This is a genomic window from Pseudomonas sp. OST1909, assembly GCF_015277575.1.
Taxonomy (GTDB): domain Bacteria; phylum Pseudomonadota; class Gammaproteobacteria; order Pseudomonadales; family Pseudomonadaceae; genus Aquipseudomonas; species Aquipseudomonas synxantha_A.
Window position 1 is genome coordinate 4,701,480 of record NZ_CP063780.1, and the last position, 17,371, is coordinate 4,718,850.

18 protein-coding genes and 1 riboswitch are annotated in these 17,371 nt (G+C 60.7%); of the genes, 5 read left to right on the forward strand and 13 right to left on the reverse strand.

Annotated elements, in window-relative coordinates; all coding sequences use genetic code 11:
* Positions 1 to 77: 77 nt before the first annotated feature.
* The 6 genes from IH404_RS20350 to cobO are packed head-to-tail and all read right to left on the reverse strand — an operon-like array spanning position 78 to position 6,059.
* A complete protein-coding gene (locus IH404_RS20350; RefSeq protein ID WP_005790159.1) occupies positions 78 to 1,529 on the reverse strand; it encodes a cobyric acid synthase in 1,452 nt (483 codons plus the stop codon).
* Entirely contained in the window at positions 1,526 to 2,515 is a 990-nt protein-coding gene (cobD, locus tag IH404_RS20355; RefSeq protein WP_005790161.1) for a threonine-phosphate decarboxylase CobD, read from the reverse strand. The genes IH404_RS20350 and cobD overlap by 4 nt, the downstream gene beginning before the upstream one ends.
* Positions 2,508 to 3,416 carry an adenosylcobinamide-phosphate synthase CbiB gene (cbiB, locus tag IH404_RS20360; protein WP_005790163.1) on the reverse strand — a complete coding sequence of 303 codons (909 nt, stop codon included), beginning with the start codon at positions 3,414 to 3,416 and terminating at the stop codon, positions 2,508 to 2,510. Before cbiB ends, cobD begins: the two co-directional genes overlap by 8 nt.
* Positions 3,413 to 4,063, reverse strand: a complete 651-nt coding sequence (bluB, locus tag IH404_RS20365) for a 5,6-dimethylbenzimidazole synthase (protein ID WP_194438878.1) — start codon at positions 4,061 to 4,063, stop codon at positions 3,413 to 3,415. Before bluB ends, cbiB begins: the two co-directional genes overlap by 4 nt.
* A complete protein-coding gene (locus IH404_RS20370) occupies positions 4,060 to 5,451 on the reverse strand; it encodes a cobyrinate a,c-diamide synthase (RefSeq protein WP_194438880.1) in 1,392 nt (463 codons plus the stop codon). Before IH404_RS20370 ends, bluB begins: the two co-directional genes overlap by 4 nt.
* Positions 5,448 to 6,059: a cob(I)yrinic acid a,c-diamide adenosyltransferase gene (gene cobO, locus IH404_RS20375; protein ID WP_005790169.1), complete on the reverse strand. Its 612-nt coding sequence runs from the start codon at positions 6,057 to 6,059 to the stop codon at positions 5,448 to 5,450. Before cobO ends, IH404_RS20370 begins: the two co-directional genes overlap by 4 nt.
* 78 nt (positions 6,060 to 6,137) lie before the next feature.
* Positions 6,138 to 6,384: riboswitch (cobalamin riboswitch) on the reverse strand.
* 99 nt (positions 6,385 to 6,483) lie between these two features.
* On the opposite strand from cobO, the gene IH404_RS20380 reads away from it, so the two are divergent.
* The gene (locus tag IH404_RS20380; RefSeq protein ID WP_194438882.1) at positions 6,484 to 7,797 is read left to right on the forward strand and encodes a sorbosone dehydrogenase family protein; all 1,314 of its coding nucleotides are present in this window, start codon (positions 6,484 to 6,486) and stop codon (positions 7,795 to 7,797) included.
* 68 nt (positions 7,798 to 7,865) lie between these two features.
* Here IH404_RS20380 and IH404_RS20385 read toward each other — a convergent pair whose 3' ends face one another.
* The 5 genes from IH404_RS20385 to IH404_RS20405 form a co-directional block, all read right to left on the reverse strand.
* Positions 7,866 to 8,405, reverse strand: coding sequence for a C40 family peptidase (locus IH404_RS20385; protein WP_005790173.1), 540 nt, complete (start codon positions 8,403 to 8,405; stop codon positions 7,866 to 7,868).
* Between the two features lie 144 nt (positions 8,406 to 8,549).
* The gene (locus tag IH404_RS20390; RefSeq protein ID WP_005790175.1) at positions 8,550 to 9,179 is read right to left on the reverse strand and encodes an NlpC/P60 family protein; all 630 of its coding nucleotides are present in this window, start codon (positions 9,177 to 9,179) and stop codon (positions 8,550 to 8,552) included.
* A gap of 209 nt (positions 9,180 to 9,388) precedes the next feature.
* Positions 9,389 to 10,093, reverse strand: a complete 705-nt coding sequence (hda, locus tag IH404_RS20395) for a DnaA regulatory inactivator Hda (protein WP_005790177.1) — start codon at positions 10,091 to 10,093, stop codon at positions 9,389 to 9,391.
* A gap of 204 nt (positions 10,094 to 10,297) precedes the next feature.
* Entirely contained in the window at positions 10,298 to 11,371 is a 1,074-nt protein-coding gene (locus IH404_RS20400; RefSeq protein WP_005790179.1) for an AI-2E family transporter, read from the reverse strand.
* 55 nt (positions 11,372 to 11,426) lie between these two features.
* A complete protein-coding gene (locus IH404_RS20405) occupies positions 11,427 to 12,467 on the reverse strand; it encodes a DUF2066 domain-containing protein (protein ID WP_194438884.1) in 1,041 nt (346 codons plus the stop codon).
* Between the two features lie 355 nt (positions 12,468 to 12,822).
* On the opposite strand from IH404_RS20405, the gene purM reads away from it, so the two are divergent.
* From purM to IH404_RS20425, 4 genes are all read left to right on the forward strand, one after another.
* Entirely contained in the window at positions 12,823 to 13,881 is a 1,059-nt protein-coding gene (gene purM, locus IH404_RS20410; protein WP_005790182.1) for a phosphoribosylformylglycinamidine cyclo-ligase, read from the forward strand.
* Entirely contained in the window at positions 13,881 to 14,531 is a 651-nt protein-coding gene (gene purN, locus IH404_RS20415; protein WP_005790184.1) for a phosphoribosylglycinamide formyltransferase, read from the forward strand. The genes purM and purN overlap by 1 nt, the downstream gene beginning before the upstream one ends.
* Before the next feature lie 8 nt (positions 14,532 to 14,539).
* Positions 14,540 to 15,253 carry a DUF3108 domain-containing protein gene (locus tag IH404_RS20420; RefSeq protein ID WP_122732135.1) on the forward strand — a complete coding sequence of 238 codons (714 nt, stop codon included), beginning with the start codon at positions 14,540 to 14,542 and terminating at the stop codon, positions 15,251 to 15,253.
* Between the two features lie 376 nt (positions 15,254 to 15,629).
* Positions 15,630 to 15,818, forward strand: a complete 189-nt coding sequence (locus IH404_RS20425; protein ID WP_003193064.1) for a hypothetical protein — start codon at positions 15,630 to 15,632, stop codon at positions 15,816 to 15,818.
* Positions 15,819 to 15,911: 93 nt separating this feature from the next.
* Here IH404_RS20425 and IH404_RS20430 read toward each other — a convergent pair whose 3' ends face one another.
* Positions 15,912 to 16,457 (reverse strand): DUF2058 domain-containing protein, encoded by a 546-nt coding sequence (locus IH404_RS20430; protein ID WP_005790189.1) that lies wholly within the window; start codon positions 16,455 to 16,457, stop codon positions 15,912 to 15,914.
* Between the two features lie 25 nt (positions 16,458 to 16,482).
* A complete protein-coding gene (mazG, locus tag IH404_RS20435; RefSeq protein WP_005790191.1) occupies positions 16,483 to 17,316 on the reverse strand; it encodes a nucleoside triphosphate pyrophosphohydrolase in 834 nt (277 codons plus the stop codon).
* Between the last annotated feature and the right edge of the window lie 55 nt (positions 17,317 to 17,371).

Sequence of the window (17,371 nt, forward strand, 5' to 3'; positions counted from 1 at the left end):
CGCAGCAATGGATATGTACACCGACAGGCCGCCATCGGGAGCAAGCCCCCTCCCACATTTGCATCGCGTACACACTGTTAAATCCCACATAGGTTGCGCAACAAATCGGTGTCCAAATGGTGTTCAACCAGATCCGCCAACCGTTCGATATCACGCTCGCGCAACCCGTGATAATCCACCTCTTGCACCTCCTGCAATCCGGCCCACCGCAGCAAGGCACTGCACGCCGCCGGTGTTTCGAACAGCCCGTGCAGGTAGGTGCCGAGAATCTGCCCGTCAGCACTCAGCGCGCCATCGCTGCGACCATCGTCCAGCAGCACCGCAGCGCTGAGCAGGGCATCGCCTGATGTCACACCCGCGTGAATCTCATATCCGCTCACTTCAGCATCTTCGAGCACCAAGCGTCCGCGCACATTGCGCAGTTGCTTGTGCTCCTCCAGCGTTGTAGTAAACGCCAGCAGCCCGAGGCCGGCACTGGACCCGGCCACACCCTCCAGCCCAAGCGGGTCATGCACCTGCTCACCCAGCATCTGCAACCCGCCGCAGATCCCCAGCACCTTGCCGCCATAACGCAGATGCCGCGCCACGGCCGCATCCCAGCCATTGGCGCGCAAGAAGGCCAGATCGCTGCGTACGCTTTTGGAGCCAGGCAGGATGATCAGGTCAGCCGCAGGTATCGCCTGGCCCGGCCCGACAAACTGCAAATCCACCTGCGGGTGCAGGCGCAGCGGGTCAAAGTCAGTGTGATTGCTGATACGCGGCAACACCGGCACCACCACCTTGAGCACGTGGGCGGCCTTGTCGATCTGGCGCTGGTCGATGCCGTCTTCCGCCTCCAGGTGCAGGTCCATCACATAGGGCAACACGCCGACGACCGGCTTGCCGGTGCGCGCCTCCAGCCAATCCAGGCCAGGCTGCAACAGCGCGATATCACCGCGAAAACGGTTGATGATGAAGCCCTTGACCCGTGCCTGCTCGCTGGGCGACAGCAATTCCAGGGTGCCGACCAGATGGGCAAACACGCCGCCGCGATTGATATCGGCGATCAACAGCACCGGGCAATCCACCGCTTCGGCGAAGCCCATGTTGGCGATGTCATTGGCGCGCAGGTTGATCTCGGCCGGGGAGCCCGCGCCTTCGACCATCACCACCGGGTAGGCTTGGCTCAACCGTGCGTGGGAAGCCAGCACCGCCTGCATCGCAATGGCTTTGTAGTCGTGATAGGCCACGGCGTTCATGCTGGTCACGGCGCGACCGTGGATGATCACTTGCGAGCCGGTGTCGCTGTTGGGCTTGAGCAGCACCGGGTTCATGTCGGTGTGGGGTGCCAGGTTGGCGGCCTGGGCCTGCACCGCCTGGGCGCGGCCGATCTCGCCGCCTTCGGCCGTCACCGCGCTGTTGAGCGCCATGTTCTGCGGTTTGAACGGCACCACCGCAACACCCTGACGCACCAGCCAACGGCACAGCGCGGTCACCAGGGTACTCTTGCCGGCGTCGGAGGTAGTGCCCTGCACCATCAGCGTACTCATGTGGCCTCCTTGTATGCGGCCAAAGCCTCGTCCAACCGCAACCAGTCGGCTTCGGTGTCGGGCAAACCGAAACGCACGCTGCTGTCGTGCACAAACAGGCGCAGCAGGATGCCGCGCTGGGCCATGAATTCGTGCAGGCGCTCGGCATGAGGCGTGATCAGCCACTGGAACAATGCGCAGCCGCCGTGGGGTTGAAAGCCTCTGCGCTCAAGCAGTTCGAACAAGCGCTGGCCCGCTTCGATGCATCGATTGCGCTGGCGGGTGTGCCCATCCGTATCGCGCAGGCACGCTTGGCCCAATACCCGCGTCGGCCCGCTGACTGCCCAGGGCCCGACCTGTTCGGCCAGCAACTTGAGCAACTTGCGTTCGGCCAGCACAAAGCCCAGGCGTACACCGGCCAGGCCGAAAAACTTGCCGAACGAACGCAGTACGATCAAACCGACCTGATCGGCATGGCTCGCCAGGCTTGAATCGGGGGTCACGTCCATGAACGCTTCGTCCACCACCAGCCAGCCACCGCGCTGGACCAGCCGTGCATGCCAGTCCAGCAAACGTTGCGGGGACAGGCTCAGGCCCGTGGGGTTGTTGGGGTTGACCACCACCAGCACGTCGAGGCTGTCGAGGAAAAAGTCGACCTCCTGCTCCTGCACTTCACGCACCACATAACCGGCGCGGCGCCAGGCTTCGGCGTGCTCGGCATAGCAAGGCGAAAGCACGCCGACCTTGCCGGAGCGGCGCAGGCGCGGCAGCAACTGGATCGCGGCCTGGGAGCCCGGCACCGGCAACAACTGGGCGGCGCCGTAATACTCGCAGGCGGCCCTCTCCAGGCCATCATCGGTTTCCGGCAAGCGGGCCCAGGCACGCAGCGGGATCTCGGGAATCGGCCACGGCCAGGGCGCCAGGCCACTGGACAGATCAAGCCAATCCGCTTCGGCAATCCCGTATTCAATCGCGGCCTTTCGCAGCCGACCACCGTGTTCAAGCATAGATTTGCGCCCCTACACACAAGACCAGCAGCCACAACCATACGCCGCGCTGCACCAGGTGCCAGCCACGATCAATGGAGTCGGCATCGGCCGGCGGGCCTTCGCCCAACTGCGGGCGCTGATGCACCTCGCCGTGATAAATCGCTGCGCCACCGAGTTCGACGCCCAACGCACCGGCACCGGCAGCCATCACCGGACCGGCGTTAGGGCTGTCCCACGTCGGGCCCTGGGTGCGCCAGCATTTGAGGGCCAGACGGGTTTTGCCCAATAGCGCGTAGGTCAAGGCCACCAGTCGCGCAGGAATGTAGTTGAGCACATCGTCGATCTTTGCAGCCGCCCAGCCAAAACGCTCAAAGCGCTCGTTGCGATAGCCCCACATGGCGTCGAGGGTGTTGCTCAGGCGATAAAGCACCACGCCTGGCACGCCTGCCACCACAAACCAGAACAACGCGGCGAATACCGCATCGCTGCCGTTCTCCAGCACCGACTCGGTTGCGGCGCGCGCAACTTCGGTGCGGTCCAGTTCGCTGGTCTGGCGGCTGACCAGGTAACTCACGCGTTTGCGTGCCTCATCCAGATCATCGCTGCGCAGGGCCTGGGCCACCGGCGTCACATGCTCGCCCAGGCTGCGCATGCCCAAGGCGCAGTACAACGCCAGGATTTCCAGGAGCCAGCCGATATAAGGCGCCCACGATAACGCGGTGGCCAGCAAGGTCAGAGGCACCACTGCGATAAACCACGCGGTCACGCCATGGCTGCGCCAGCCACGCCCACCGCTATTGAAACGCTGCTCGATGCGCCCGGCGAAGTTGCCGAACGCCACCAGCGGATGCCAGCGCCTGGGTTCACCCAGCAGCGCATCCAGCGCCACCGCAGCGACACACAGCAAGGCCACACTCATTGACTCACTCCCCACGTGTTTTCATACAGCATGTCACTCAGCGGCCGCGGCTCGGTCCAGCCTTCGAGCTGCAACATCGGTGCCGGGTAGAACTCAGCCACCGGCCCCAGGCACAGTACGGCCAGGGGTTTCGCGCCGGGTGGCAGACCCAGCAGTTCGGCCAATTCCTGGGGTTCGAACAGCGACACCCAGCCCATGCCCAGGCCTTCCACGCGCGCCGCCAGCCACAGGTTCTGGATTGCGCAAGATAGAGACGCCATGTCCATTTCCGGCAAGGTGCGGCGCCCGAAGATGTGGCGCTCGCGATCATCCATCAGTGCAGCCACCAGTACCTCGGCGCAGTCGTTGATGCCTTCGACCTTGAGCTTCATGAAGTCATCGGAGCGCTCGCCCAGGGCCTGCGCGGTGCGCACGCGCTCTTCTTCCACCAACTGCTGGATCTGGCTGCGCAACCGGCGGTCGCTGATACGGATAAAACGCCATGGCTGCATCAGACCTACACTGGGTGCCTGGTGCGCGGCCTGGAGCAAGCGGTGCAACAGTTCCGGAGCAACGCTGCCGCCGGTGAAGTGGCGCATGTCGCGGCGTTCGGCGATGGCACGGTAGACGGCCTGGCGGTCGGCCTCGGGGAAGGCGTTGTCAGTCATGGCCTCATCGGGGGCAAGCCCCCTCCCACATTGGATTGGGTTTCAACTCGGTCAACTGTGGGAGCTGACTTGCCTGCGATAGCGGTCTCAAGGTCTGGCGCGAACAACGCGGCCACCGCGCCAGGATTCGACGGAAAATAAAAGTGCACGTAGGAAGCGGTCAGCCGCCCTTGTCGGTAAACCGCTTCAGCCCCGCGCCCGCCGTTAGGGCTCAGGCCACGGGCGATCGGCGCCAATGCGGTGCTGGTCAAGGAGTGGTGGTAGGTGTGCCCGCGCAACGTGCCTTCCGGCAATTCGACACTTTGCAGGGCCAGGGCCGCGAGTTTCTTTTGCATCACCGCATCGCCTGGCAGCACGCCAACCAGTTCGGCTCTGTCGCCCTCTACATCCGTCAGCGAATCGAGCAGATAGAGCATGCCGCCACATTCGGCGAGCAGTGGCTTGCCGGCGGCGTGATGAGCACGGATGGCCTCCAGCATCGAGGTGTTTGCCGACAGCGCCTGGTGGTGCAGTTCCGGATATCCGCCTGGCAGGTAAAGGCTGTCTGCCTGCGGCAGTTGGCGATCATGAATAGGTGAGAAGAATGTCAGCTCTGCGCCCATGGCCCGCAGCAAATCCAGGCTGGCGCCATAGGTAAAGGCAAAGGCTTCGTCACGGGCGACGGCGATACGCACACCGGCAAGTAACGGTTCAGCCTTGATCACTTCGGGCGCGGCAAAGGTCACGGGCGGCGGCAGGGCCACTTCGCAGCTACTGCCCAATGCCTGGGCAGCAGCATCCAGGCGTACATCGAGGTCATTGAGTTCGCTGGCTTGCACCAGGCCCAGGTGGCGGCTCGGCAGTTCGATACCGGTCTCGCGGGATAACGCGCCGTACCAACGCAAGCCCTCGGTGAGGCTGCCTTCGAGCAACTGGGCATGGCGCAAGGTGCCGACACGGTTGGCCAGCACGCCGGCGAACGGCAGGTCGGGCTGATAGCGCGCCAGGCCCAGGGCCAGGGCACCAAAGGTCTGGGCCATGGCAGTCCCGTCGATCACCCCCAGCACAGGCACGCCGAAGTGCCGCGCCAGGTCGGCGCTGGAGGGGGTGCCGTCGAACAGCCCCATCACGCCTTCGATCAGGATCAAGTCGGCCTCCCCGGCCGCTTCCCACAGCAGACGACGACTTTCCTGCTCGCCCACCATCCACATGTCCAATTGATACACCGGCGCACCGCTGGCACGCTCGTGGATCATCGGGTCGAGAAAGTCCGGCCCGCATTTGAACACGCGCACCTTGCGCCCCAGGTTGCGATGCAAACGGGCCAGCGCGGCGGTGACCGTGGTTTTGCCCTGGCCGGACGCCGGAGCGGCGATCAAGACGGCCGGGCAATGACGGGGCTGATTCAAAGTTCGACGCCCTTCTGTGCCTTGATACCGGCCTGGAAGGCGTGCTTGAGCATGCCCATTTCGGTGACGGTGTCGCCCATTTCGATCAACTCAGGCTTGGCACCACGGCCGGTGACCACCACATGCTGCATCGGCGGGCGGGCTTGCAGGTCGCTGAGAACCTGGTCCAGGTCGAGGTAGCCGTGCTTGAGAGCGATGTTCAGTTCATCCAGCACCACCAGGCCAATGGAAGGGTCATTGAGCATTGCCCGGGATACCGCCCAGGCTGCTTCGGCGGCGGCGATATCGCGTTGACGATCCTGGGTTTCCCAGGTGAAGCCTTCGCCCATGACGTGGAAGCGAACTTGCTCGGGGAAGCGCCGGAAGAACAGCTCTTCGCCTGTGCTGTTGCGGCCCTTGATGAACTGCACCACACCGCACTGCATGCCGTGGCCCATGGCGCGGGCCAACATGCCGAAGGCCGAACTGCTCTTGCCTTTGCCGTTGCCGGTCAATACCAGCAACAAGCCGCACTCATTCGGCGAATTGGCGATGCGCTCGTCGATCACGGCTTTTTTGCGCAACATGCGCGCCAGGTGGCGTTCGTCGCGGTCGGGGGAATCGGTCATGGCAGCTCTCCGTTGGGGCTGGACAAAAACGGCGGGCAGGAAAAAGAAAAAACAGACAGCCAAGCATCGCCCACCGTGATGCTGTTGAATGTTCAAGGCCGGTCTCCGGACTCATGAGTGGCGCGTCTTGTCGAAGCAGCCGAGGGCGCGCCTTCCCATATCGCGGGCGATACAGTGGCAAACAGCACCGTCTTGACTCATTTACCGTTGCGGGGGCAGCGCCGGAATCGCGGCAGCACTGTGTACAAGTGCGCTCGCTCACCGGCTTCCCTGTTTCACCCTGTCGACGCGCACGCCACAGAGCACCTGGAACAAGCCGCGAAGGTTAGTGGGTTGGGGGTGGAGCGTCAATTAAAGCTGGCCTTGTACTTGAACCATCCGTACAGCGTGCTTCTCTACCCTTACAGGTATCAAGGAGAAAACCATGCCTAAAACCCGACTGGCCTTACTGATCATGCTCACCGGCAGCCTCGCCGCCTGCGGCGAAAGCTCCACCTTGCAAGTCTCCGATGGCACCGGGCCCTCGCCCAAACTGCCGGAGCCGAACAAGACGCTGATTCCCACCGTCAACATCGCCCCGGCGATCGGTTGGCCTGAAGGCGCCAAGCCAACGGCTGCCGCCGGCACCCAAGTGGCCGCATTCGCCGAGGGCCTGGATCACCCACGCTGGCTCTACGTACTGCCCAACGGAGACGTACTTGTGGCCGAGACCAATGCGCCGCCCAAGCCAGACGATTCCAAAGGCGTGCGGGGTTGGGTGATGGAAAAAGTCATGGGCCGCGCCGGTGCCGGTGTGCCGAGCCCGAACCGCATTACGTTGTTGCGCGATGCCGATCATGACGGCGTGGCCGAAACGCGTACGGTATTTCTGCAAAATCTGAATTCGCCGTTTGGCATGACACTGGTGGGCAACGACCTGTACGTGGCGGACTCGGACAAGTTGCTGCGTTTTTCCTATCAGCCAGGTGAAATCGCAATCACATCCCCAGGCACTACGGTCGTGGAGTTGCCAGGTGGCCCCTTGAACCACCACTGGACGAAAAACGTAGTGGCCAGCAAGGATGGCAGCAAGTTGTATGTGAGCGTCGGCTCCAACAGCAACGTCGGTGAAAATGGCCTGGACGCCGAACAAGGCCGCGCGGCCATTTGGGAAGTTGATCGCGCCACCGGCCAACACCGCATTTTCGCTTCCGGCCTGCGCAACCCCAACGGCATGGCCTGGGAGCCACAGAGCGGCAAACTGTGGACGGCGGTGAACGAGCGCGATGAAATCGGCAGCGACCTGGTGCCGGACTACATCACCTCAGTCAAGGATGGCGGCTTCTATGGCTGGCCCTTCAGCTATTACGGCCAGCATGTGGATGTTCGCGTCACGCCGCAAAACCTGGACTTGGTTGCCAAAGCCATCGCGCCAGACTACGCAGTAGGCCCGCACACCGCTTCACTGGGGCTGACCTTCGCCGAGGGCAGCAAGTTGCCTGCGCAATTCAGCAACGGCGCGTTTATCGGCCAGCATGGTTCGTGGAATCGCAAGCCGCACAGTGGTTACAAGGTGATTTTTGTGCCGTTTGAAGGGGGCCAGCCGAAAGGACAGCCGGTGGATGTGCTGACGGGGTTTCTCAACAGCGACGAGAAAGCCATGGGCCGGCCGGTGGGCGTGGTGATCGACCAGCAAGGGGATTTGCTGGTGGCTGATGATGTGGGCAATAAGGTGTGGCGGGTGTCGGCAGCCAAATAACTCATCTCAAACACACCACAAAATAATGTGGGAGCAAGCCCCCTCCCACATTTGGATCTATGTACGACTCAAGGGTTGCGTGCCAGATTCCCCGGTAAAACCCGTTTCGCACTCAGGTAGGCATTCTGCCAATACGCTTTGGATAGCGTGTCGAGCTTCACCGTACCGCCGGTTTGCGGCGCATGCACAAAGCGCCCTTCCCCGACATAGATCCCCGCATGGCTGACCCGTGAACCACCGCCGGTGGCGAAGAACAGCAAGTCACCGGTTTGCAGGTTCTGCTCGCTGACGTCCTGGCCACGCATGACGATCAGTTCACGCGTGGTGCGCGGCAGGGAAATGCCGGCGGCGTCGCGGAACACAAAGCCGATCAGGCCACTGCAATCAAACCCCGAATCCGGTGTGTTGCCGCCCCAGCGATACGGCGTGCCGACCAGGCCCAACGCACGGAAGAGCACGTCTTCGGCAGCCGGCGAAAAATTCTGGGTGGCGTAGTTGAATACCGGCTTGGGCTTGACCGCTACAGGCGCGGGCGGCGGTGGGCGGCTGGCGCAGGCGCTGAGCAGCGCGGCGCAAACAATGAGCATCAGGCGGGCCGAGGTCGACATGTGCAGAACAATCCTGGTCTGGATGCGGCTTTCGCTGCCGAACGTTGAAAACCAGAACGCGCAAGCAAAGCTCGCGCGAACGGATAACAACAATGTCCAGGGATTCTAGCGCTTACACGTCAAACTTCAAGTATCACTTTAACTTTACTTACTAGCGGTAACCGTAGTCGGGGCCATGGCGAGTGCGCGCTTGGCTTCGATGAAGGTTTTGCTCCAGTAGCTGTCGCCCAGGTTATCGACCCGAACACCACCGCTGCGGCGGCTGCTGGAGTGGATAAACTGATTATCGCCCAGGTAGATACCGGCGTGGCTGACACGACCACGGCCACTGGTACTAAAGAAAAGCAGATCGCCCGGCTTGAGGTTGTTGCGTGCGACCAACGGTGCATCCACGTTGATCATTTCGCGGGTGGAGCGAGGCAGGTTCATGCCAGCTTCTTCACGAAACAGATAACCGATGAAACCGCTGCAATCGAAACCGGCTTCAGAGGTGCCGCCAAAACGGTAACGAGTACCGATCAGGGACTTGCCGCGTTCAAGAATGCTGTCGGCCAGAAGGGGCAGCTGGTAAGGCTTGCTGTCTGAAAACTCGGCGAGTTCTTTTTCGGTTGCCATCTCTTCTTCATAAACAGAAGCAGACTGTGCAGCAACGAACTTGGCCTGATTTTGAACCTGTGGTTTGGGCTGTTCTGCCACCTGTTGAGGGTGGGAGGCGCAACCAAACAATAGGGTAACGAGTGCGAGAGGCACGAGGGGTGCGAAGCGATTTAGCATGGGCACGACCGTGGCTGATGTGTAAAGAAGCCGAGACTATGCCCTCTATCACATCGATTTGCAAATTCAATCGTGATCTATGTGACTTATTGTTTGGACTATGCCATCTAAGCCGTAATTCCATTTATCACTGCACTTGCGTGGCCCGCTGGGCTCAAACGCAGGTTTTCTGGCGCCCGTAAATTGCCGATTGCTGGCAAATCAACGCCTTACCAACCCAGTGTTTCTTTGAGGAAAGGAATCGTCAATTTTCTTTGCGCCTGCAAGGAGGCCTGGTCAAGCTGCTCAAGCAAATCGAACAGCGCGCTCATGCTGCGGGTGCCACGAGTCAGGATAAAGTGCCCGACTTCGTCGGTCAGGTGCAGGCCACGTCGGGAAGCACGCAGCTGCAGGGCACGCAACTTGTCCTCATCGGACAACGGGCGCATCTGGAAGATCAGCGCCAGGGTCAGGCGCGACTTGAGGTCGGCCAGCTTCACCGGCAGCTCACGAGGCGATGTGGAAGCGGCGATCAGCAAACGACGACCGCTGTCGCGCAGGCGGTTGAACAGGTGAAACAGCGCTTCTTCCCAATCCGCCTTGCCGGCCACCGCCTGCAAGTCGTCCAGGCACACCAGTTCGTATTGCTCAAGGTTGTCGAAGATGCCGACACCGCGGTCCATCAACTCGGCCAGGGGCAAATACACTGCCGGCTCGCCCATCTGTTCGAAACGCAGGCACGCGGCCTGCAACAGGTGGGTACGCCCCACGCCATGCTTGCCCCACAGATAGATCAGGCTTTCAGTCCACCCGGCGTCGGCTTCGCAAAGCCGCTCCACATAGCCGAGTGCAGCGGCATTGGCGCCTGGGTAGTAATTGATAAAGGTAGCGTCATCACGCAGACGCACACCTAGGGGCAGCTGAATCGGTTTCATGCTGACTGAACGGCTCCCATCGAACCGTTAGTGGCCTCTGTGTAAAGTTTGCAAAGTTTATACCCGTGACGCCGGGTGCACAATGCAGCAGACCACAAGCAAAATCAAAGGTTTGCGTTAACCTGGCGGTTTTACGCGGATTGTTTGACGCCCCCTGCCCCACAAACAACAAACGCGGCCTTGGCCGGGTTTGTGACATTGCGATTACAACTCGGGCTCATCAACGCCCGTATACACGTCCGAATCCTTGTACAAGTCGTGAACATGACGCACCAGCACCATGATCACCGCCGCCACCGGCAGCGCCAGCAGAATGCCGGTAAACCCGAACAACTCGCCACCCGCCAGGATCGCAAAGATCACCGCCACCGGGTGCAGGCCAATCCGATCGCCTACCAGCAACGGCGTCAGCACCATGCCTTCCAATGCCTGGCCGACCATAAACACCGCGACAATCCCCAGCATTGGGTAGAGGTCGCCGCCAAACTGGAACAGACCGGCCACCAGCGCCGCACCGATACCAATCACAAAGCCCATATACGGCACGATGGCTGCCAGGCCTGCGATCAAGCCGATCAACAGCCCCAGCTCCAGGCCGATGGCCATCAAGCCGGCTGCGTAGATCACCCCCAGCGCCAGCATCACCAGCAACTGACCGCGAACGAATGCCCCCAGTACTTCATGGCATTCTGCAGCAAGGGAGACGATGCGTTCTTCACGGTCACGGGGCAGCAGGCTGCGGATCTTGGCCATCATGATGTCCCAATCACGCAGCAGGTAAAACGCCACCACCGGGATCAGCACCAGGTTGGTCAACCAGCCGATCAGTGCCAGGCTCGAAGCGGTTGCCTGGCTGAGCACCACCGTAACGATATCGGTGGTCTTGTCCATATGCTCGCTGATGGCCGCCTTGACCTTGTCGAACTTCCAGAACCCATCCGCCAACCCGAACTTGGACTGAGCCCACGGCATTGCCGTGTGCTGCAACCAGTCGAGCATCTGCGGCGCCAGCTCGTAGAGGCGAAACAGCTGCTTGGCCAGCATCGGCACCAGTATCAACACCAGCGCGGTGATAATCAGCGTGAACAGTGCGAACACCGTGACCACGCCCAAAGTACGCGACATACCGGCTTTTTCCAGGCGATCCACCACGGGATCGAACAGATAGGCAAGCAACAGCGCCACCAGAAACGGCGTCAGGATCGAATGCAGCAAGAACACAAAACCGCACAGCAGGACTATCCCGCCAAGCCACACCCAACGACGCGTATCCGCCATAAACCACTCCATCTATTATCGACGCCCTTCTTCTATATAGAAGAAGGAACACTATTTACCAACGAAACCGCAGTTGCGCCTGAGGCTCAGGTACAGCAGCCGGTTGCGTGCCATCGACCACAGGTTGCTGGGCCGGGACTTCACCTGCGGGAACTTCCTGCAACTTGGCCAGGCTCAATTGGGTACGCAACTGCTCGGCACTACCGTTGACGCGATACACAATGCGATTGCCATCCACCAACTGCGGCTGACCGCCAAAGGGTTCCAGCAACCGGCCCAGGGCGGCGTATCGCTCCAGGTTCATGCCTTGCACTTCAAGCAGCTGCTCGCTGCTCACGCCGGGCTTGACCGCAAAGCGCGGCGCCAGCTTTTGGCTGACCTCCAGCAATACAGCATCTGCCAGTGCGGCAGTATCAGCGCCTTGGACGGTACCTTGCTCAGACTTATCGCCCAGCCACAGACGCCATTTGGCCTGCCACTGATTACCTTCCTGGCGCGCATGCACAGCCAGCAACGCATCGGCTCCGTAGCGCTCGGAGGCTGCACGCAAGGGCGCAGCGTCCGCGCTTTCCAGATTCGGCGCAGTGGCAACCACTTGCTCATCCAGGTCGCCCAGCGGCAGGCGCAACGGCAAGCCACGGTGTTGCGCGGCGCGGCGCAGTGTCTGGGCAACCGCCTGGCCATCGCCGACCAGGCTGCTGCCTTCGGTGGAATCGTTCAGCCACCAACCGAGAATCGACGGCCGATTACTGCCCCAGATCGACAGGCCGGCATCACGCAAGGCGCGGTCGGTGCTGACCGGGTCGAAGTCCACTTGCAGGCTCTCGGGCGGGCCCGCGTCGTAGCCATATTGGGTGATGATTTGTTGCGGGTCCTTGCGGATTGCCGCCAGGCCCGGGCCGTCGACGGCCTTGGCGTCGCCGGTGAGGCGGATCACCAGGGTCTGCACGGCGCGCTGGGTGGCCTGGTCACGCTCCTGGGGCGACTGGCTGCTGACCGGTTCGAGCACTTGATAGAGGCCATTGAGGGTTTCGGCATGACTCGCCAGGCTGACCAACGACAAACAGCCCACAAAGAAGAATTTACACAGACGCATGGAAGATTCCCGAACGACAAATTTAGCGGCTGGAACAGACCGCGTGAATCGGTTTAGCCAGGCTGTGACCACAGCACCCGGCAAAACATTCACAGGGCCTCGGTAAGTTTTTGTACTGTCATAACGATAGCGGGTTCAAGGCTATACCTTAATACGCCGCTTGGCAGAGCCGATCAGCATTTTTTAACCGGCTTTTTTAATCTATATGGCCCTGCCCGTCGGCCCGAGGATGGCCGCTGCCCTTCAAGCCTGATAAAATCGCGCGCCTTCGCAGACCGTCAACGGCAGCGGCCTTTTTAAAAAGCGCCCGCCCGCTCGGTCGTTACCCCTGAATCCCCCCCTAAAGGCCTGGATCATGAGCAAGCAACCCTCCCTGAGCTACAAGGACGCCGGTGTAGACATCGACGCCGGTGAAGCATTGGTCGAACGCATCAAGAGCGTCGCCAAGCGCACTGCGCGCCCTGAAGTCATGGGCGGCCTGGGCGGTTTTGGCGCCCTCTGCGAAATCCCGGCCGGCTACAAGCAGCCTGTACTGGTGTCCGGCACCGACGGCGTAGGCACCAAGCTGCGCCTGGCCCTGAACCTGAACAAGCACGACAGCATCGGCATCGACCTGGTTGCCATGTGCGTCAACGACTTGGTGGTGTGCGGCGCCGAGCCGTTGTTCTTCCTCGACTACTACGCCACCGGCAAGCTCAATGTCGAAACCGCAACCCAGGTGGTCACCGGCATCGGCGCCGGCTGCGAACTGTCGGGGTGCTCGCTGGTCGGCGGCGAAACCGCTGAAATGCCAGGCATGTACGAAGGCGAAGACTACGACCTGGCCGGTTTCTGCGTCGGCGTCGTGGAAAAGGCCGAGATCATCGACGGCTCCAAAGTGGCTGCCGGCGACGCCCTGCTCGCCCTGCCATCGTCCGGCCCGCACTCCAACGGTTACTCGCTGATCCGCAAGATCATCGAAGTGTCCGGCGCCGACATCGAGAACATCCAGCTCGACGGCAAGCCTCTGACCGACCTGCTGATGGCCCCGACCCGCATTTACGTCAAGCCACTGCTCAAGCTGATCAAGGACACCGGTGCCGTCAAGGCCATGGCCCACATCACTGGCGGCGGCCTGCTGGACAACATCCCGCGCGTCCTGCCAAAAGGCGCCCAGGCGATTGTCGACGTGGCCAGCTGGCAGCGCCCGGCAGTCTTCGATTGGCTGCAAGAGAAAGGCAACGTCAACGAAACCGAGATGCACCGCGTGCTGAACTGCGGTGTGGGCATGGTCATCTGCGTGGCGCAAGAGCACGTTGAAACCGCGCTGAACGTATTGCGTGAAGCCGGCGAGCAACCTTGGGTCATCGGCCAGATCGCCACTGCTCCGGAAGGCGCAGCCCAGGTTGAACTGAAGAACCTTAAGGCGCACTGATGCCTGCAACCTGTGATGTCGTGGTGCTGCTCTCCGGCACCGGCAGTAACTTGCAGGCCCTGATCGATAGCACGCGCAGCGGTGACAGCCCGGTGCGCATCGCTGCGGTGATTTCCAACCGCAGCGACGCCTACGGCCTGCAACGCGCCAGGGACGCGGGTATCGACACCCGCTCGCTGGATCACAAGGCGTTCGACGGCCGCGAGGCCTTCGACCGCGCCCTGGTCGAACTGATCGACGCCTTCAATCCCAAGCTCGTCGTGCTTGCCGGCTTCATGCGCATCCTCAGTGCTGATTTCGTGCGGCACTACGAAGGGCGCCTGCTCAATATCCACCCTTCCCTGCTGCCCAAGTACAAAGGCATGCACACCCATCAGCGCGCCCTCGACGCCGGCGACAGCGAGCATGGCTGCAGCGTGCACTTTGTCACCGAGGAACTCGATGGCGGGCCTCTGGTCGTACAGGCAGTGGTTCCGGTAGAGTCAGGCGACTCGGCGCAGACGCTTGCGCAACGGGTTCATACCCAGGAACACAGGATTTACCCGCTGGCTGTTCGCTGGTTTGCCGAGGGACGGTTGATTCTTGGTGACCAGGGTGCATTATTGGACGGTCAGTTACTCGCGGCCAGCGGCCACTTGATTCGAACCTAGGAGATTTTATGCGTCGCGCCCTGCTCTTCGCTTTTGCGCTGTTCGCTTTGCCTGCCGTACAAGCGGCAGACCTTCACCCTTTCTCCGTCAGCTACACCGCCGACTGGAAGCAACTGCCCATGAGTGGTTCGGCTGAACGCAGCCTGACCAAAAACGGCGACGGCACCTGGACCTTGAACTTCAAGGCCTCGATGATGATTGCCAGCCTGACCGAAACCAGCGTGATCCTCTTCGATAAGGACACCCTGCAACCCAAGAGCTACAGCTTCGAGCGCGGCGGTTTGGGCAAGGCCAAGAAGATCAACCTGGATTTCGACCAGGCGAACAAGAAAATCACCGGCTTTGAAAACAAGGATCCGGTCAACGTCACCCTCGAAAGCGGCATGCTCGACAAGTCCACGTATCAGCTCGCCCTTCAGCGCGACGTGGCTGCCGGCAAGAAGAGCATGAGCTACCGAGTGGCCGAAGGCACTGATGTCGATACCTATGACTTCCGTGTGATTGGCCCGGAAAAGGTTCAGACCAAGGTAGGCTCCATTGACGCGATCAAAGTTGAACGCGTACGTGATCCCTCCCAGAGCAAGCGCATCACGCAGATGTGGTTTGCCAAGGACCAGGGCGGCATTCTGGTTGCCCTGCGCCAGGTTGAGACCGATGGCAAGGAATACAACATCATGCTGCAGGATGGCACCGTTGATGGCCAGGCCGTCAAGGGCAGCTGATTGCAGATGTGCTGGAAAAGAGCCTCGCTGAATGCGGGGCTTTTTTTTGCCTGGAAATTTTACTGTGAAGCTTATGACGCTATCGGGAGCAAGCCCCCTCCCACAGTGGAATGCATTTCAAATGTGGGAGGGGGCTTGCTCCCGATAGCGGTGGTAGGGCCGACAAAGGTCTTATTGCTAGAAGCAAACATGAAACTTTTGTCATAAAACTCATGCCCCTGCGACCGAATGCCACGGGTTTAGCGGCCTGCGCGATTGTTGCGTTTCCTGCAATGAATTGTTGCGCGCAAAACCCATTTACTTAGCAAGCTAACAAATTATATAACAAAGGCCTGCGACGACTTGCCGCAGATCAACCAGAGATTGGAGCAAGCAGATGACTGTAAAAGTAACTGAACGCGACGATGAGCATATGTCCCATGAAGCAGTAGGCCACGGGATTCACATCTGGGATGTCCATCAGCAAGACGTATTGGTCGGCATGTTCCACAACGAGAGCGACGCCCACAATTATAAAAACGAGCTCGAGACTCTCGAACTGCAACGCCAGGCAAAAAGCTCCTGAAACACTGAAATCATGTGGACGCCCGGCCCACGCAGCCGGGCCGTCTACACACAAAAACCCCGCCTTTGAGCGGGGTTTGTTGTTTCTACAGCCTTACCACATCAGATCATCCGGGATCTGGTACGCGGCGTACGGATCATCCTCATCCGGCACCTGGCTTTCGGTGAGGATGTTCATCTGCACGATACGTTCCGGCGCCCGCTCCTGGATCTTCAGCGCCGCTTCACGCGGGATCACCTCATAGCCGCCACCGTGGTGCACGATCGCCAAGGAGCCGTTGCTCAGCTTGTTGCGCATCAAAGTGTTGACCGACAGGCGCTTGACCTTCTTGTCATCGACAAAGTTGTAGTAGTCCTCAGTGGTCAACTTGGGCAAGCGCGAGGTTTCGATCAACTGCTTGACCTGGGCGGTACGCGCCTTGGCTTCGGCTTTTTCCTGCTGCTGGCGGTTGAGCTCCTGGTCACGCTTGACCTTCTCGGCGTGTGCCTCAGCGGCCAGGCGTGCCTGGGTATCATCGACTTCGGCCTGGCCCTTGTGGACCAGACGCTGCTGCTTCTGCTTCTCTTTGCCGACCTGCTTGGCCTGCTTTTGGTTGACCAGACCTGCTTTGAGCAACTGGTCGCGAAGGGAAAGGCTCATGGTGCTTACTCACTTAGGCAGCTGCTCAACCGCAGCTGGACACATTCTTTTCCTGGCGTTTGGCTTCGCCCCACAGGGCGTCCAACTCTTCGAGGGTGCAATCTTCTATGGGTTGGTGCGTATCGCGCAATGCCTGTTCGATAAATCGGAAACGTCGTTCGAACTTGGCATTGGCATCGCGCAGTGCGGTTTCCGGGTCAACCTTGAGGTGACGGGCCAGGTTGACGGCGGCAAACAGCAGGTCACCGACTTCATCGGCAATGGCCTGCGGATCGTTATCGGCCATGGCTTCGAGCACTTCATCCAACTCTTCACGCACGTTGTCCACCACCGGCAAGGCGGCTGGCCAGTCGAAACCGACCTGGCTGGCGCGCTTTTGCAATTTGGCCGCACGGGACAGTGAAGGCAAGGCCGTTGGCACATCATCCAGAAGGGAAAGTTGCTCAGGTGCGTCGGATTTTTCCGCACGCTCCTCGGCCTTGATCTGCTCCCAGCGCTCCTTGACCTGTTCTTCGCTCAATTGCGGAATATCCAGCGGTGCATACAGATCGCCAGTGGGAAACACATGGGGATGGCGTCGAATCAGCTTGCGCGTGATGCTGTCGATCACCCCGGCAAATTCGAAGCGCCCTTCTTCTCGGGCCAACTGGCTGTAATACACCACCTGGAATAACAGGTCGCCCAACTCGCCTTGCAGGTGATCGAAATCGCCACGCTCGATGGCGTCGGCCACTTCGTAGGCTTCTTCGAGGGTATGCGGGACGATTGTTGCGTAGGTTTGCTTGATGTCCCACGGGCAGCCGTATTGCGGGTCGCGCAGGCGGTTCATCAGGTGCAGCAGGTCATCTAGTGAATACATCAATCTCTTTCCACTGAAGATCCAATGTGGGAGGGGGCTTGCTCCCGATAGCGGT

Bases quoted from the DNA above. Each gene is read 5' to 3' on its own strand.
- IH404_RS20350 (WP_005790159.1), bottom strand. From the start codon at position 1,529: ATGAGTACGCTGATGGTGCAGGGCACTACCTCCGACGCCGGCAAGAGT.
- cobO (WP_005790169.1), bottom strand. From the start codon at position 6,059: ATGACCGATTCCCCCGACCGCGACGAACGCCACCTGGCGCGCATGTTG.
- bluB (WP_194438878.1), bottom strand. From the start codon at position 4,063: ATGACTGACAACGCCTTCCCCGAGGCCGACCGCCAGGCCGTCTACCGT.
- purN (WP_005790184.1), top strand. From the start codon at position 13,881: ATGCCTGCAACCTGTGATGTCGTGGTGCTGCTCTCCGGCACCGGCAGT.
- IH404_RS20430 (WP_005790189.1), bottom strand. From the start codon at position 16,457: ATGAGCCTTTCCCTTCGCGACCAGTTGCTCAAAGCAGGTCTGGTCAAC.
- IH404_RS20380 (WP_194438882.1), top strand. From the start codon at position 6,484: ATGCCTAAAACCCGACTGGCCTTACTGATCATGCTCACCGGCAGCCTC.
- IH404_RS20390 (WP_005790175.1), bottom strand. From the start codon at position 9,179: ATGCTAAATCGCTTCGCACCCCTCGTGCCTCTCGCACTCGTTACCCTA.
- cobD (WP_005790161.1), bottom strand. From the start codon at position 2,515: ATGCTTGAACACGGTGGTCGGCTGCGAAAGGCCGCGATTGAATACGGG.
- purM (WP_005790182.1), top strand. From the start codon at position 12,823: ATGAGCAAGCAACCCTCCCTGAGCTACAAGGACGCCGGTGTAGACATC.
- cbiB (WP_005790163.1), bottom strand. From the start codon at position 3,416: ATGAGTGTGGCCTTGCTGTGTGTCGCTGCGGTGGCGCTGGATGCGCTG.
- IH404_RS20400 (WP_005790179.1), bottom strand. From the start codon at position 11,371: ATGGCGGATACGCGTCGTTGGGTGTGGCTTGGCGGGATAGTCCTGCTG.
- IH404_RS20405 (WP_194438884.1), bottom strand. From the start codon at position 12,467: ATGCGTCTGTGTAAATTCTTCTTTGTGGGCTGTTTGTCGTTGGTCAGC.
- hda (WP_005790177.1), bottom strand. From the start codon at position 10,093: ATGAAACCGATTCAGCTGCCCCTAGGTGTGCGTCTGCGTGATGACGCT.
- mazG (WP_005790191.1), bottom strand. From the start codon at position 17,316: ATGTATTCACTAGATGACCTGCTGCACCTGATGAACCGCCTGCGCGAC.
- IH404_RS20420 (WP_122732135.1), top strand. From the start codon at position 14,540: ATGCGTCGCGCCCTGCTCTTCGCTTTTGCGCTGTTCGCTTTGCCTGCC.
- IH404_RS20385 (WP_005790173.1), bottom strand. From the start codon at position 8,405: ATGTCGACCTCGGCCCGCCTGATGCTCATTGTTTGCGCCGCGCTGCTC.
- IH404_RS20425 (WP_003193064.1), top strand. From the start codon at position 15,630: ATGACTGTAAAAGTAACTGAACGCGACGATGAGCATATGTCCCATGAA.